This window comes from Gordonia sp. CNJ-863 (assembly GCF_001942325.1).
GTDB lineage: Bacteria > Actinomycetota > Actinomycetes > Mycobacteriales > Mycobacteriaceae > Gordonia > Gordonia alkanivorans.
Window position 1 is genome coordinate 67,053 of the sequence record NZ_MKKG01000005.1, and the last position, 14,655, is coordinate 81,707.

The window sequence follows — 14,655 nt, forward strand, 5'->3', positions numbered from 1 at the left end:
GGGCGAGGTCACACCCGGCGGAAACATAGAATGGCGGCCGTGACATCACTCGACCCGACATCCGCGCCGCCCGAGAACGAGTTGCCGAAATCCTGGGACCCCGCCCAGCACGAGGCGACGCTCTACCAGGCTGGGTCGATGCCGGCTACTTCACCGCCGACGCGAAGAGTGACAAGCCCCCGTTCTCGATCGTGATCCCGCCGCCCAATGTCAACGGGTCGCTGCACATGGGTCACGCCTACGAGCACGTCCTCATGGACGCGTTGTCGCGTCGTCGCCGGATGCAGGGCTACGAGGTGCTGTGGCTGCCCGGCATGGACCATGCCGCGATCGCCATGCAGACGATGGTCGAGCGCAAGCTGGCCGCCGAGGGCAAGACCCGCGACGACCTCGGCCGCGAGGCCTTCATCGAGCGCGTCTGGGCCGAGAAGGCCGAGATCGGCGGCAACATCGGTGAACAGATGCGCCGGCTCGGCGACAGCGTCGACTGGTCGCGCGAGCGCTTCACGATGGACGAGGGTCTGTCGCGTGCGGTGCACACGGTCTTCAAGAAGATGTTCGACGACGGGTTGATCTATCAGGCGGAGCGCCTGGTCAACTGGTCGCCGGTCCTCAAGACGGCGGTCAGCGACATCGAGGTCAGCTACGCCGACGTCGAGGGCGAACTCGTCAGCTTCCGTTACGGCTCGCTCGACGACTCCGAACCCCACATCGTGGTCGCCACGACGCGTCTGGAGACCATGCTCGGCGACACCGCGATCGCCGTGCACCCCGACGACGAGCGGTACAGGCACCTGATCGGCACCGAACTGCCGCACCCGTTCCTCGACCGGAACATCCCGATCGTCGCCGACGACTACGTCGACCCCGAATTCGGCAGCGGCGCAGTCAAGATCACCCCGGCGCACGACCCCAACGACTTCGCGCTCGGCCAGCGGCACAACCTGCCGATGCCGACGATCATGGACGAATCGGCCCGGATCGCCGACACCGGAACGCAATTCGACGGAATGGACCGTTTCGAGGCGCGCGTCAAGGTCCGCGAGGCGCTCGCCGAGCAGGGCCGCATCGTCAAGGAGGTGCGCCCGTATCTGCACAGCGTCGGACACTCCGAGCGCACCGGTGAGCCGATCGAACCGCGCCTGTCGATGCAGTGGTGGGTCGACGTCTCGTCGCTGGCGAAGTCCGCCGGCGACGCCGTCCGAGACGGCTCGACCGTGATCCATCCGAAGTCGATGGAGCCGCGCTGGTTCGGTTGGGTCGACGACATGCACGACTGGTGCATCTCGCGGCAGCTGTGGTGGGGCCATCGCATCCCGATCTGGTACGGCCCCGACGGCGAGGTCGTCTGCGTCGGACCCGACGAGAAGGCGCCGGAGGGTTACGTCCAGGAGACCGACGTCCTCGACACCTGGTTCTCCTCGGGCCTGTGGCCGTTCTCCACGATGGGCTGGCCGGATGAGACCGACGATCTCGAGAAGTTCTATCCCACTTCGGTTCTCGTCACCGGATACGACATCCTGTTCTTCTGGGTGGCGCGGATGATGATGTTCGGCACCTACGTCGGCAAGGACCTGGGCCCGGGCCGCGAGATCCCGTTCCACAACCTGTTCCTGCACGGCTTGGTCCGCGACGAGCACGGCCGCAAGATGTCGAAGTCGAAGGGCAACGGCATCGACCCACTCGACTGGGTGGAGCGCTTCGGCGCGGACGCACTGCGCTTCACGCTGGCGCGCGGCGCCAACCCGGGTGCCGACATCTCGGTGGGCGAGGACCATGCCCAGTCGTCGCGGAACTTCGCGACCAAGCTGTACAACGCGACGAAGTTCGCGCTGATGAACGGCGCCAAGGTTGCCGAGCTGCCCGCCGCGGAGGCACTGACCGACGCCGACCGCTGGATTCTCCGGCGCCTCGGCGAGGTGCTCGCCGAGGTCGACGCCGGTTTCGAGTCCTACGAGTTCTCCAAGGCGTGCGAGTCGCTCTACCACTTCGCCTGGGACGAGGTGTGCGACTGGTACCTCGAGCTGGCCAAGGTCCAGTTCGCCGAGAACGACGAGAAGCGTTCGGAGACGACCTCCATCGTGCTCGGCGCGGTCCTCGAGCCGCTGCTGCGGGCGCTGTCGCCGGTGATGCCGTTCGTCACCGAGGTGCTCTGGAAGACGCTCACCGGGGGCGAGTCGCTGGTGATCGCCGAGTGGCCGACGCCGTCCGGGCAGGACTGGTCCGCCGATTCGGCGGCCCGTGTCGCCGACCTGCAGCGACTCATCACCGAGGTCCGCCGCTTCCGCAGCGACCAGGGACTCCGCCCCGGTCAGCGGGTGGCCGCACAGTTCGACGGACTGGGGGAGTCGGGCATCGAGCCGCTGCTGCCCTATGTGCAGTCGCTGGCACGTCTCGATCCCGCCGGGCCCGGCTTCGGGGCCACCGCGACCATCGAGGTCCGGCTGTCCGTCGCGACCGTCACCGTCGCGATCGACACGTCGGGAACCGTGGACGTCGAGGCCGAGCGGAAGCGTCTCACCAAGGACCTGGCGGTCGCCGAGAAGGAGCTGGCGACCACCTCGGCCAAGCTCGGCAACGAGCAGTTCCTGTCCAAGGCCCCCGACCACGTGGTCAGCAAGATCCGTGATCGCCAGCGGATCGCGACCGAAGAGGTCGAGCGTCTGAACGCGAAACTGGCGAGTCTGGCCGGCGGCGCGTGAGCGACGAGACCGGCTTCCCCGAAGAGGATCCCGCCGTCGTCGGCGAGGATCCGCTGGGATTGTCGGAACTGCTCGACGCGGAGGAGCGGGCGGCGGACGCCGAGACCGACCGCCCACCGCTGACCGTCCACGACAGCGCCGACGATCTCGCCGAACTCGCCGAGGTCGAGGCCGAACTCGACACCCGCTGGCCCGAGACCAGGATCGAACCGTCGCTGACACGTATCGCGGCGCTCATGGATCTGCTCGGCTCGCCGCAGCACAGTTATCCGGCGATCCACGTCGCGGGCACCAACGGCAAGACGTCGGTGACGCGGATGATCGATGCGCTGATGACCGCGCTGCACCGGCGGACCGGACGCATCACCAGCCCGCACCTCCAGCGCGTCACCGAGCGGATCTCGGTGGACGGCAAGCCGATTCGTGCCCGGACCTACATCGACACCTACCGCGAGCTCGAGCCGTACATCACGATGGTCGACGACAGCTCTACCGCGGCCGGCGGGCCGCGCATGAGCAAGTTCGAGGTGCTGACCGCGATGGCCTATGCGGTCTTCGCCGAGGCGCCGGTCGACGTCGCGGTGGTCGAGACCGGCATGGGCGGACGCTGGGACGCCACCAACGTCATCGACGGCATCGTCTCGGTCATCACGCCGATCGCCATGGACCACGCCGACTATCTCGGTGACACGCTCTCCGCCATCGCGGGGGAGAAGGCCGGCATCATCAAGCCCGGTGAGCCGGATGCCGTCGGTGCCGTCGACCCGGTCACGATCATCGCCGAGCAGAACCCCGAGGTCATGGAGGTGCTGCTGCGCGCGGCGGTCGATGCGGGCACGGTCGTGGCCCGTCAGGGTTCGGAGTTCGCGGTCCTCGGATCGGCCACCGCCGTCGGTGGCCAGATGCTCACGATTCAGGGGTTGGGCGGCGTCTACGACGAGGTGTTCCTCCCGCTGCACGGTGCGCATCAGGCCGCCAACGCGTCGCTGGCGCTCGCCGCGGTCGAGGCGTTCTTCGGTGCCGGTCAGGACCGTCAGCTCGACATCGACGCGATCCGGAGCGGCTTCGCCACGGTCGGTAATCCCGGCCGCCTCGAGCGGCTCCGCAGCGCACCGACGGTCTTCGCCGACGCCGCGCACAATCCGCACGGCGCGAACGCACTGGCCCAGGCGCTGGCCGAGGAGTTCGACTTCCGGCGCCTCATCGGCGTGGTCGGCGTGCTCGGTGACAAGGACGCACGGGGACTGCTCGAGGCGCTCGAGCCGGTGCTCGACACCGTCGTCGTCACCAACAACGGTTCGCCGCGTGCCCTCGACGCCGAGACGCTCGCGGAGTACGCGACCGAGGTGTTCGGCGAGGAACGGGTCGTCGTCCAGCCGTTCCTGCCCGACGCCGTCGAAGAAGCCATCGCCCTCGCGGAGGAAGCCGAGGGCCAACGAGTCTCGGGTGCGGGCGTCGTCATCACCGGCTCGGTCGTGACCGCCGGTGCCGCGCGCACCCTGTTCGGTAAGGAACCCTCATGACCCGGTACACCCCACCCGCCAACGACCCGTGGAAGGGCCTGCGCGGGGTGATGGCCGGGACGATGATCCTCGAGGTCATCGTCGTCATCCTGGCGTTCCCCATCGTCTGGCGTCTCGGCGGCGGTCTGACCTGGGTGTCCGGCGGATACCTGATCCTCCTCGTGCTCGCGATGATCGTGGCCGCCGGGATGCAGGGCCGCCCGTATGCGCTCAAACTCGACCTCGCCCTACAGGTGGCGGTGATCGCCGGTGGTGTCTTCCATTGGTCCATCGCCGCGGTCGGCGTGGTCTTCGGGTCGGTTTGGCTCTACATCGTCTACATCAAGCGGGATGTGGAGAAGCGCGTCGAAATGGGCATGCTCCCCGGTCAGGAACCGATCGACTGACCGGCCCCCACCTGGGTGGTCAACGCTGTCGGAGACCACGGTTTGGTGGTCGCAAGACCTGTGGCCGGACCGTTATCGGCGAAGCGGAGCGGACTGCGGGAGTTGCTGCAACAATGGCGCAAGCCGAGGGGGAGCGGACCGGTTCCCGCCCGGCTTCCTTTTCATCGCGACCCGCAATCGCAGCGCCATCCAACGTGAGGACGTACGTGCAGTTCCTGTTTTCCCGGACACCCGCCGGTATCGATCGCCCCCGCACCTCCGCCCGTCTCGGCCGCACGGCCGGAACGGCGCTGCTCGGGGCGGCCGCCTTCGCGCTGAGCGCTCCCGCCGTCGCGTCGGCGGAACCCGCGCCCCAGCAGACGCCCCCGGCGCTCGAGGCGTTCGCGGTGCCCGAGGCAGGCGCGCCGGTCCCCGTCTCGCAGGGTGAGTTCAGCTACGTCGCGACCCATGCCATCACCAAGCGCGCAGCGGGGATGAAGGCGCCTGAGGCCATCGCGACCATGCCGGTGCCCGCCCAGTACCGTCCGGCGAATCTCGCTCTGGCGCAACAGTTCGACCTCGCTCTCGCCGGTGCGCTCGCGTCACCCGGTGGGTGTCTGCAGATCGTCGTCGACCCGCAGGCGCGCTCCGGCAGCCTGTTCAACTACGGGTTCTTCCCGGTCGCCGGTGAGTACTGCTCCTGACCGTCGGAATCCTCCGGCCGGTCGATAAGGTGTCAGTCGTGACTGAACGCACTCTCGTACTCATCAAGCCGGACGGCGTCGAACGCTCGCTCGTCGGCGACATCATCAGCCGTATCGAGCGCAAGGGGCTTACCCTCGTCGCTCTCGAGCTCAAGACCGCAAGCGACGAGGTCGCCCGCGGCCACTACGCCGAACACGCGGACAAGCCCTTCTTCCCCTCGCTGCTGGAGTTCATCACCTCCGGCCCGCTGGTCGCCGCCGTCCTGGAGGGTCCGCGCGCCATCGCGGCCTTCCGCCAGATCGCCGGCGGCACCGATCCCGTGGAGAAGGCAGTGCCCGGCACCATCCGCGGCGACCTCGCCCTGAACACGCAGTACAACCTGGTCCACGGCTCGGACTCCCCGGAATCGGCCGAGCGTGAGATCGCCATCTGGTTCCCCGAACTCGCTGGCTGACCGGGGTCACCTCGGTTCGACTCGGTTCGACGCGCGTGTCAAACGCGCATACTTTGCGGTCATCCGACCCCCGTGTGGGATACTTGCAGGGTTATCGCCGACACACTTTGTCGACGATGGCCGGATGACGCGCCTTGGTTCGGCGCGTCGCGGTGCGGCAGTCTCGCACCGCGACGCCCACAACCACAGCTGACCCCGCCGAGGTTCGTACTGCTGCCAGCAGCCGAACACTCAGGCTTCGCCCTGTGCCCGGTGTCGTGGAAGGCGCCCGGGATGCGGTCATCGACACAGCAAGAGCGTTCTCTGCTGAACCGACACTCGGCTCAGCGTGATGACGCGCAGACCACACAACACCGGCCATACGTGGACCGGGACACAGAGCAGACCCTCGCGTGGCCGCGTCAGCCCGACGCGCCCGGGGGTTCGAGGAGACTGAGTGACCGACAACGGGTCACCGGCTGACGCGAACGCAGCGCCAGAACCGGTGGAAGAATTTCCCAGCAAACTTCGTGTGCACGCACTGGCCCGCTTCCTGGGCCTGACGAGTCGGCAGGTGCTTGCGCACCTGGCCAATCTCGGGGTGCAGACACGCAGCCCCCAATCGAGCGTCGACCGTGAGTTGGCGCAGGCCGTGGCCGAACGGGTGCGGGCGAACGTCGATGCGGACGAGCCCGGCGTGACGCCGGCCGCCGCCGAGGAGGCCGCCCCCGAGGCGGCAGCCGACGTAGCCGCCACGACGGCAGAACCGGTCGCCGAGGAACCGGCCGCCCAGGAGCCCGCCCCCGAGGCGGAGGCCCCGAAGGCCGACGAACCGCCGAGCCTGTTCTCGGCCGCCTCGACGCGATACGACGAGCCGGTTGCCACGCCCGCCGCCGAGTCCGACGCGTCCTACGGCACCCAGCCGCTGTTCCTGCAGCCGCAGGCCCCGGCCGACAAGCCGAAGGCAACCCGCGCGGCCAAGCAGGCGGAGAAGACCGAGCAGGTCGACAAGCCCGCGAAGGCCGACGACTCGGACAAGCCGGAGGAAGCGTCGTCCACCGACGCCGATTCCGGCGCGACGACTCAGGAAGCCAAGGCACCCGAGACGAAGATTGCCGAGACGAAGGCTCCCGAAGCGGAGACCGTCGACTCGGATGTCTCCGACGAGACCGGCGCGGAGAACACCGACAGCTCCGACTCCGAGAGCGGTGACAACTCCGACACCGACGACTCGGGATCGGGTCGTAACCGTCGTCGGCGTCGCGGACGTCGTGGTCGCGGCCGCGGTCGCGGTGACCAGGGCGGTGACGGCGAGTCGGGCGATGCCTCGGACGACGACGACACCGACGACAAGGCCGAGGACACGACCCCCGACGTCGACTCCTCGACCGAGTCCGGCGAGACGACGACGGACGAGGCTGCAGACGATTCGAAGTCGGACGAGCCGACTTCTCGCCGCCGACGCCGTCGTCGGTCAGGGTCGGACACCTCGGAGGAGGCCGACCGCAAGGACTCTGCCTCCGACGACTCGTCGAAGGGCGAGTCGAAGGACGACGATTCCGATGACGACTCGGACGACAACGACGACGAGTCCGGTGACGATTCGGGTGAGGCGTCCTCGACCCGCCGCCGGCGTCGGCGTCGCCGCCGCAAGGGCGGGGGAGAGCCCGACGAGGGTTCGCCGGACGATCCGCCGAACACCGTCGTCCACGAGCGTGAACCCCGCAGCAAGCGGGCGCGCGACGAGGTGCAGGGCATCTCCGGTTCGACGCGACTCGAGGCCAAGCGTCAGCGCCGCCGCGACGGCCGCGACGCCGGTCGCCGGCGTCCGCCGATCCTGACCGAGTCGGAGTTCCTGGCCCGTCGTGAGGCCGTGGACCGCGTGATGGTGGTGCGCGAGCGCAGCGCCAACAGCAGCATCACCGACAGCGACGGCCACGACCATGCCGCGGTGGAGGACTACACCCAGGTCGCGGTCCTCGAGGACGGTGTCCTCGTCGAACACTTCGTCACCACGGCGACGTCGTCGTCGATGGTCGGCAACATCTACCTCGGCCGCGTCCAGAACGTGCTGCCCGGCATGGAGGCGGCCTTCGTCGACATCGGTCGCGGTCGCAACGGCGTGTTGTACGCCGGCGAGGTCAACTGGGACGCCGCCGGACTCGACGGCGGCTCGCGGAAGATCGAGCAGGCGCTCAAGCCCGGCGACCACGTGCTTGTACAGGTCAGCAAGGACCCGGTGGGACACAAGGGTGCCCGCCTGACCACGCAGATCTCGCTGGCCGGCCGGTACCTCGTCTACGTGCCCGGCGGGTCGTCGACCGGTATCAGCCGCAAGCTGCCCGACGTCGAGCGCAAGCGTCTCAAGCAGATCCTGTCGAAGCTGGTCCCCGAGGACGCCGGCGTGATCATCCGCACCGCCTCCGAGGGAGTGAGCGCCGAGGAGCTCGGTGCCGACATCGCCCGCCTCGAGGCGAAGTGGAAGTCGATCGAGGAGTCGGTCGAGAGCGTCAAGAAGTCCGGCTCCGGCGCGCCGAAGGCCCTCTACGAGGAGCCCGACCTGCTGGTCCGCGTGGTTCGCGACCTGTTCAACGAGGATTTCAAGAAGCTCGTCGTCGAGGGCGACAAGGCGTGGAACCTCGTCGAGGGCTACGTCAGCTCGGTTGCGCCCGACCTCATGGAGCGGGTGGAGAAGTTCAGCAAGCCGCATGCGGATGCCCCGGACTCGTTTGTGGTCCACCGCATCGACGAGCAGCTCGCGAAGGCGCTCGACCGCAAGGTGTGGCTGCCCTCGGGCGGCACGCTGATCATCGAGCACACCGAGGCGATGACGGTCGTTGACGTCAACACCGGCAAGTTCACCGGTTCGGGCGGAAACCTCGAGGAGACGGTCACCCGTAACAACCTCGAGGCGGCCGAGGAGATCGTGCGGCAGATGCGTCTGCGCGACATCGGCGGCATGATCATCGTCGACTTCATCGACATGGTCCTCGAGTCGAACCGGGACCTGGTGCTGCGTCGACTCACCGAGGCGCTGGCGCGGGACCGCACCCGTCACCAGGTGTCCGAGGTGACCTCGCTCGGCCTGGTCCAGATGACCCGCAAGCGTCTCGGAACCGGTCTGCTCGAAGCATTCTCGACCCCGTGCACCTCGTGTGGCGGGCGTGGACTCATCGTGCACGCGAATCCGGTCGAGGTGCGCGGCGACGATTCGGCGAAGTCGGACGGCGCGGGCTCCAAGCGTTCGCGCCGCGGCAAGAAGAAGTCGGAGGCCCCCGCCGAGGTGGCGGCGCCCAAGGCGGCTCCTCCGGCGATCCCGCCGCACAAGCCCGCCGCCGAGCACCCGTTGTTCCGGGCGATGGCCGCGAATCACCACGACGACGAACATCCCGAGGGCGAGCACCACGAGGGTGAGCACGTCGAGGTCGAGCAGGCTGTCGCGACTGCCGCCGAGACCCCGCCGGAGACGGAGGCAGCGCAGGCCCAGGAACCCACCAGGGCTGACGAACCCACCAAGGCCGACGAACCCACCAAGGTCGAAGAACCCGCCGAGGCCGCGGAACCGGCCGCGTCGACCGACGGCCAGGCGCCTGCGGCGAAGCGTCGCCGACGGGTGGTCCGGCGTCCGGCGCAGACGACGACCGCACCGGAGAACGTGGTGATGACGGCCGTGGACGCGGCTCCGGAAGCGCCCAAGACCACCTTCGGTCCCGTCTCCACGGGAGAGCCGGTGGTTGCGGTGCGTCGACGCCCACGGAAGCGGACGGCGGGCAGGCCCGCCGGACCGCCGCCGGCAGAAAGCTGAGGTCCGAGGTGAGGGACCGGCGGGGCGAGTTTGACCCGGCCACCGCCGTTCCCGTAACCTTGGAAAGTCGCCTCCCGCGGAGGGTCTGCGCTGTTCTGCGTGCCACGTGCACCGGCAGCGGCGCGAATCCCGTGGCAGGCCCTCTGGTGTGATCTACAGCCACTCCCGGTCAGCTGACTGGGTCGACTGCGGCCCGCACCGGCATGCACACAACGAACGCCTTCGAGAGCGCCTCGGCGCTGGCGAAGGGCCCGACCAGACGAGTAAGAGGAAGAACTTCGATGGCAACGTACGCGATCGTCAAGACCGGCGGTAAGCAGTACAAGGTCGCTGAGGGCGACATTGTCAAGGTCGAGAAGATCGACGGAGAGATCGGCGCCACGGTGAGCCTGCCGGTCGCGCTTGTCGTCGACGGATCGAACCTGACCACCGACGCCGACAAGCTGGCCAAGATCTCGGTCACCGGCGAGGTCGTGGAGCACGTCAAGGGCCCCAAGATCCGCATTCACAAGTTCAAGAACAAGACCGGCTACCACAAGCGCCAGGGTCACCGTCAGAAGCTGACGGTCCTGAAGGTCACCGGCATCAAGTAGTTCGACAAGCTTCGCGAAGACCTCAGGAGGACTGACACATGGCACATAAGAAGGGCGCATCCAGCTCCCGCAACGGTCGCGATTCCAATGCCCAGCGACTCGGCGTGAAGCGCTTCGGTGGCCAGCAGGTGAGCGCAGGAGAGATCCTCGTTCGTCAGCGTGGCACCAAGTTCCACCCCGGCGTGAACGTCGGTCGCGGTGGCGACGACACCCTGTTCGCGCTCGCCGCGGGCGCGGTGGAGTTCGGCAGCAAGCGTGGCCGCAAGACGGTCAACATCGTCCCGGAAACCGCTCAGGTCTGACCCGAGCACTCCGGCACGACAAGCCTTTTCGCAGGGCGGGCAGGGTCATCACGTACCCGGCCCGCTCTGTTCTTTTTTGACGGAAGAAGGATTCGATGTCACGGTTCGTCGACCGCGTGACCATTCACGTCGCGGCGGGCAACGGTGGCCACGGTTGCGCCTCGGTTCACCGGGAGAAGTTCAAACCTCTCGGCGGCCCGGACGGCGGCAACGGCGGTAACGGCGGGTCGGTGCGACTCGTCGTCGACCCGCAGGTGCACACCCTGCTCGATTTCCACTTCCGTCCGCATGCCAAGGCGGGCAACGGCAAGCCCGGCGCCGGTGACAACCGCGACGGTGCCATGGGTGAGGACCTGGTCCTCAACGTGCCCGACGGTACGGTCGTCCTCGACGAGAACGGCACGATCCTCGCCGACCTCGTCGGCACCGGTACGACCTTCGAAGCCGCTCAGGGTGGCCGCGGTGGTCTCGGCAACGCCTCGCTCGCGTCGAAAGCCCGTAAGGCTCCCGGGTTCGCACTCCTGGGTGAGGAGGGCCAGCAGCGTTCGCTCGTCCTCGAGCTGAAGTCGGTGGCCGACGTCGGCCTCGTCGGCTTCCCGTCGGCGGGCAAGTCGTCGCTGGTGTCGGTGCTGTCGGCGGCCAAGCCGAAGATCGCCGACTACCCGTTCACCACGCTCGTGCCGAACCTCGGTGTGGTCCAGACCGCCGGTGACGTGTTCACCATCGCCGATGTGCCGGGTCTGATCCCGGGCGCCTCGACCGGTCGTGGTCTCGGCCTGGAGTTCCTGCGCCATCTCGAGCGGTGTGCTGTCCTCGCGCACGTCGTCGACTGCGCGACCCTCGAGCCCGGACGCGACCCGGTGTCCGACATCGACGCCCTCGAAGCCGAACTCGCCGCCTACAAGCCGGCACTCGACGCCGATCACGGTCTCGGTGACCTGGCCGAGCGGCCGCGTGTGGTGATCCTCAACAAGGTGGACGTCCCCGACGCCGCCGAACTCGCCGATCTCGTGGAACCCGAACTCGCCGAACGCGGTTGGCCCGTGTTCCGGATCTCGGCAGTGGCCCACGAGGGTCTGCGGGAACTGACCTTCGCGCTGGCGAAGATGGTCCGCGAGTACCGGGAAGCCCAGCCCGCCAAGACACCTCGCCGGGCGATCATCCGTCCGAAGGCCGTCGACGACACCGGTTTCACCATCGTCCGCGACCCCGAGATCGAGGGCGGCTTCATCGTCTACGGCACGCGGCCGGAGCGCTGGATCGCCCAGACGCAGTTCGACAACGACGAGGCCGTCGGTTACCTGGCCGATCGTCTCAACCGCCTCGGCGTCGAGGACGAACTGGTGAAGATGGGTGCCGAACCCGGCGCCCCGGTCACCATCGGTGCGGTCACCTTCGACTGGGAGCCGAGCACGCCCATGGGCGACGACGTCCCGGTCACCGGGCGTGGCACCGACATCCGACTCGACCGCAACGACCGTGTGGGTGCCGCCGAACGCAAGCAGGCCCGCCGGTTGCGGCGCGGACTGCCCGTCGAGGACGGAGAGCAGGACCAGTCGTGACCGCGGAGGTCGGCATCGAGGTGCGCGGCGTGCGGGAACAGATCGCGCACGCGCGCAGCGTGGTGGTGAAGATCGGCTCGTCGGCGCTGACCGACCTGGCCGAGGGACTCGACCGGGACCGGCTCGACGCCCTGGCGGACGCGCTCGAGGCGCGGATGCGCGCCGGCTCCGACGTCATCGTCGTGTCGTCGGGTGCGATCGGCGCGGGCATCGCCCCGCTCGGTCTCAAGAAGCGTCCGACCGACCTCGCCACCAAGCAGGCCGCGGCCAGCGTCGGACAGCTCGCCCTGGCGCACGCATGGGGTACTTCCTTCGCTCGGTACGGTCGCACCGTCGGGCAGGTCCTGCTGACCGCCGACGACATCTCGAACCGCTCGCATCACGCCAATGCCCAACGCACACTTGACCGTCTGCGGTCGCTCGGTGCGGTTGCCGTGGTCAACGAGAACGACACGGTCGCGACCAACGAGATCCGGTTCGGCGACAACGACCGGCTCGCCGCGCTCGTCGCCCACCTCAGCGGGGCGGACGCCTGGTGCTCCTCTCCGACGTCGACGGCCTGTACGACGGCGACCCGCGCAAGGTCGGCGTGGACGGTCGGCGGGCGCGTCTGATCCCTGAGGTGAACGGGCCCGAGGACCTCGACGGCGTCATCGCCGGATCCGGGGGAACGCTCGGCACCGGCGGGATGGCCTCGAAGCTCGCCGCGGCCCGTCTGTCCGCGGACGCCGGTGTCCCGGTTCTGCTCGCCGCCGCGTCGTCCGCCGCGCAGGCGCTGGCCGATGCCTCGGTGGGCACGGTGTTCGCTGCCCGCGAGGAGCGGTTGTCCGCACGTCGCTTCTGGGTGCGTCACGCCGCCGACGCGCGGGGGAGGATCGTCCTCGACGACGGTGCGGTGGCAGCGGTATCCCGCAGGCGCCGTTCGCTTCTCGCAGCCGGCGTGGTCGGCGTCGAGGGCCGGTTCTTCGACGGCGACGTCGTCGAGCTGGTGGACCAGCGGGGCGTCGTGAAGGCGCGCGGGGTGGCATCCTATGACTTCGACGACATCACGTCGATGATCGGCCGTCAGACCGACGAACTCCCGCCCGAACTGCAGCGTCCCGTGGTGCACGCCGACGACCTCGTCGTCGTCTCGCGCTGAGCGTTGCCCGCTCGCGGACCTAGCGGTTCGCGAGCGCCGGTAGCACCACCCCGGCCCGGTGGTCGATCTTGAGCGATGCCAGCTCGTCGGCGCGGGTGTGGCCGCGATTGACGATGATCAACGGTTTGCCGGCGCGATGCGCCCTCCGAGCGAACCGAAGGCCCGACATGACCGTCAGCGACGATCCGACCACGAGTAGGGCATCCGCCTCGTCAACCGCCGAGAATGATTGCTCGACAAGAGGTTTGGGAACCGTCTCGCCGAAGTAGACGATGTCGGGTTTGAGGATGCCGCCGCAGTGCGGGCAGTCGATCATCCGGAAGTCCGTGGTGTCGGCGAGCATCGCGTCGGCGTCTGGCGCCACCTCGATGGCCCCACGCCCAGCCACGCGTTCGGCGAATCCGGTGTTGATCTCCTCGAGCTGTTGCGCGAGACGGTGCCGGGAGATCCGCCAGTCACACCGCAGGCAGCGCACGCGGCCGTAGCAGCCGTGCAGCTCCAGCACGCCCCTCGTCCCGGCCTTGGTGTGCAGCATGTCGACGTTCTGGGTGATCACCGCGGACACCCGGCCCTGGTCCTGCAGGCCGGTGAGTGCGAGGTGTGCCGGGTTGGGGAGGGCGGCGTCCATGTGGCGCCAGCCGACGTGGTTGCGTGCCCAGTAGTGCCGCCGGAACTCGGGGGAGGACAGGAACATCTCCAGGGTCATCGGCGTGCGCGGCGGCGACCCCGGGCTGCGGTAGTCGGGAATGCCCGAGTCGGTGGAGATGCCGGCGCCGGTCAGGACCGCGGTTCGGCGTCCGGCCAGGATGTCCGACGCGAGATCGATACGCTCGGCGACGTCGTCGTCGAGCGGTGTGTGGTCGGCCGGGGCGTGGCCGAGCTGAAGACGAGTGCGCACCCTGCCCAGGATAGGCGCGACTCAGACCGCGTCGACCTGGTCCAGCGCCGCGGTGGTCTGCGCGACAAACCATCGTTCCCACCGGTCGGGGGTCCACCCCCGATCTCCGACGAGGCGGAGCCAGGCGGTGCGCGAGGCGAGCATCCACATCGAGTCCACGTGCTCGTCGGCCGGCTCTTCTCCGAGGATCAGCGTGAGCGCCCAGCGCACCTCGGCCCAGCGGGTCTGTTCACGCTGGTCCCGCAGGATCGCCGCGTCGTCGTCGGTGACCGCGGCCTGGTCGAGAACGTGCTGGATGGCGGCCGACCGGAGGTGCGCGGCACTGAGCCAGCTCGCGGCAGCCCGGATGCGTGTGGCTCGATCGCCGTGTCCCATCGCCTGGTATTCAGTGGTCTCGCGGACCGGAACGGTCTCGTCGCGGCGCAGTGCCGAGACGATGCACGCGTCGAGCAGGTCGAGTTTGTCGGCGAACTGCCGGTAGACGGTGGGCCGTGTCAGCCCGGCGCGGGCCGCGACGGCGGCCATCGTCGTCGTCACCCAGCCTTCCTGGCAGAACATGGTGGTGGCGGTGTCGATGACCAGGGCGCGATTCTCGCGGGCGCGTGTCATTCGTAAAGCCGACGAGT

The 14,655-nt window shown here is 68.7% G+C and carries 10 protein-coding genes and 2 pseudogenes; 10 read left to right on the forward strand and 2 right to left on the reverse strand.

The annotated features are described in order from the left end of the window. The first annotated feature begins 30 nt into the window (after positions 1 to 30). From BJF87_RS02970 to proB, 10 genes and pseudogenes are all read left to right on the forward strand, one after another. Positions 31 to 2,702: pseudogene (locus tag BJF87_RS02970) on the forward strand (valine--tRNA ligase). After that, the gene (locus BJF87_RS02975) at positions 2,699 to 4,225 is read left to right on the forward strand and encodes a folylpolyglutamate synthase/dihydrofolate synthase family protein (protein ID WP_006357949.1); all 1,527 of its coding nucleotides are present in this window, start codon (positions 2,699 to 2,701) and stop codon (positions 4,223 to 4,225) included. Before BJF87_RS02970 ends, BJF87_RS02975 begins: the two are co-directional and overlap by 4 nt. Further along, on the forward strand, positions 4,222 to 4,611 hold the full coding sequence (locus tag BJF87_RS02980; protein WP_006357948.1) for a DUF4233 domain-containing protein: 390 nt from the start codon (positions 4,222 to 4,224) through the stop codon (positions 4,609 to 4,611). The genes BJF87_RS02975 and BJF87_RS02980 overlap by 4 nt, the downstream gene beginning before the upstream one ends. 206 nt (positions 4,612 to 4,817) lie before the next feature. Continuing rightward, positions 4,818 to 5,294 (forward strand): hypothetical protein, encoded by a 477-nt coding sequence (locus tag BJF87_RS02985; protein WP_006357947.1) that lies wholly within the window; start codon positions 4,818 to 4,820, stop codon positions 5,292 to 5,294. Positions 5,295 to 5,332: 38 nt separating this feature from the next. After that, the gene (gene ndk, locus BJF87_RS02990; RefSeq protein ID WP_006357946.1) at positions 5,333 to 5,749 is read left to right on the forward strand and encodes a nucleoside-diphosphate kinase; all 417 of its coding nucleotides are present in this window, start codon (positions 5,333 to 5,335) and stop codon (positions 5,747 to 5,749) included. A 436-nt stretch (positions 5,750 to 6,185) separates the two neighbouring features. Then, positions 6,186 to 9,533, forward strand: coding sequence for a translation initiation factor IF-2 N-terminal domain-containing protein (locus BJF87_RS02995; protein WP_075862608.1), 3,348 nt, complete (start codon positions 6,186 to 6,188; stop codon positions 9,531 to 9,533). Between the two features lie 281 nt (positions 9,534 to 9,814). Continuing rightward, a complete protein-coding gene (rplU, locus tag BJF87_RS03000; protein ID WP_006357944.1) occupies positions 9,815 to 10,126 on the forward strand; it encodes a 50S ribosomal protein L21 in 312 nt (103 codons plus the stop codon). Positions 10,127 to 10,164: 38 nt separating this feature from the next. After that, positions 10,165 to 10,428: a 50S ribosomal protein L27 gene (rpmA, locus tag BJF87_RS03005; protein ID WP_005198946.1), complete on the forward strand. Its 264-nt coding sequence runs from the start codon at positions 10,165 to 10,167 to the stop codon at positions 10,426 to 10,428. A 95-nt stretch (positions 10,429 to 10,523) separates the two neighbouring features. Beyond that, positions 10,524 to 11,990, forward strand: a complete 1,467-nt coding sequence (obgE, locus tag BJF87_RS03010; protein ID WP_035754083.1) for a GTPase ObgE — start codon at positions 10,524 to 10,526, stop codon at positions 11,988 to 11,990. Positions 11,991 to 12,010: 20 nt separating this feature from the next. Continuing rightward, positions 12,011 to 13,131 (forward strand): annotated as a pseudogene (gene proB, locus BJF87_RS03015) (glutamate 5-kinase). A gap of 19 nt (positions 13,132 to 13,150) precedes the next feature. On the opposite strand, the gene BJF87_RS03020 reads toward proB, so the two are convergent. Together BJF87_RS03020 and BJF87_RS03025 are read right to left on the reverse strand one after the other, a co-directional pair. Further along, entirely contained in the window at positions 13,151 to 14,029 is an 879-nt protein-coding gene (locus BJF87_RS03020; protein ID WP_006357941.1) for a Sir2 family NAD-dependent protein deacetylase, read from the reverse strand. 21 nt (positions 14,030 to 14,050) lie between these two features. Continuing rightward, positions 14,051 to 14,638: a TetR/AcrR family transcriptional regulator gene (locus tag BJF87_RS03025; protein ID WP_006357940.1), complete on the reverse strand. Its 588-nt coding sequence runs from the start codon at positions 14,636 to 14,638 to the stop codon at positions 14,051 to 14,053. Positions 14,639 to 14,655 lie beyond the last annotated feature (17 nt).

Bases quoted from the DNA above. Each gene is read 5' to 3' on its own strand.
- BJF87_RS02980 (WP_006357948.1), top strand. From the start codon at position 4,222: ATGACCCGGTACACCCCACCCGCCAACGACCCGTGGAAGGGCCTGCGC.
- rplU (WP_006357944.1), top strand. From the start codon at position 9,815: ATGGCAACGTACGCGATCGTCAAGACCGGCGGTAAGCAGTACAAGGTC.
- rpmA (WP_005198946.1), top strand. From the start codon at position 10,165: ATGGCACATAAGAAGGGCGCATCCAGCTCCCGCAACGGTCGCGATTCC.
- obgE (WP_035754083.1), top strand. From the start codon at position 10,524: ATGTCACGGTTCGTCGACCGCGTGACCATTCACGTCGCGGCGGGCAAC.
- BJF87_RS03025 (WP_006357940.1), bottom strand. From the start codon at position 14,638: ATGACACGCGCCCGCGAGAATCGCGCCCTGGTCATCGACACCGCCACC.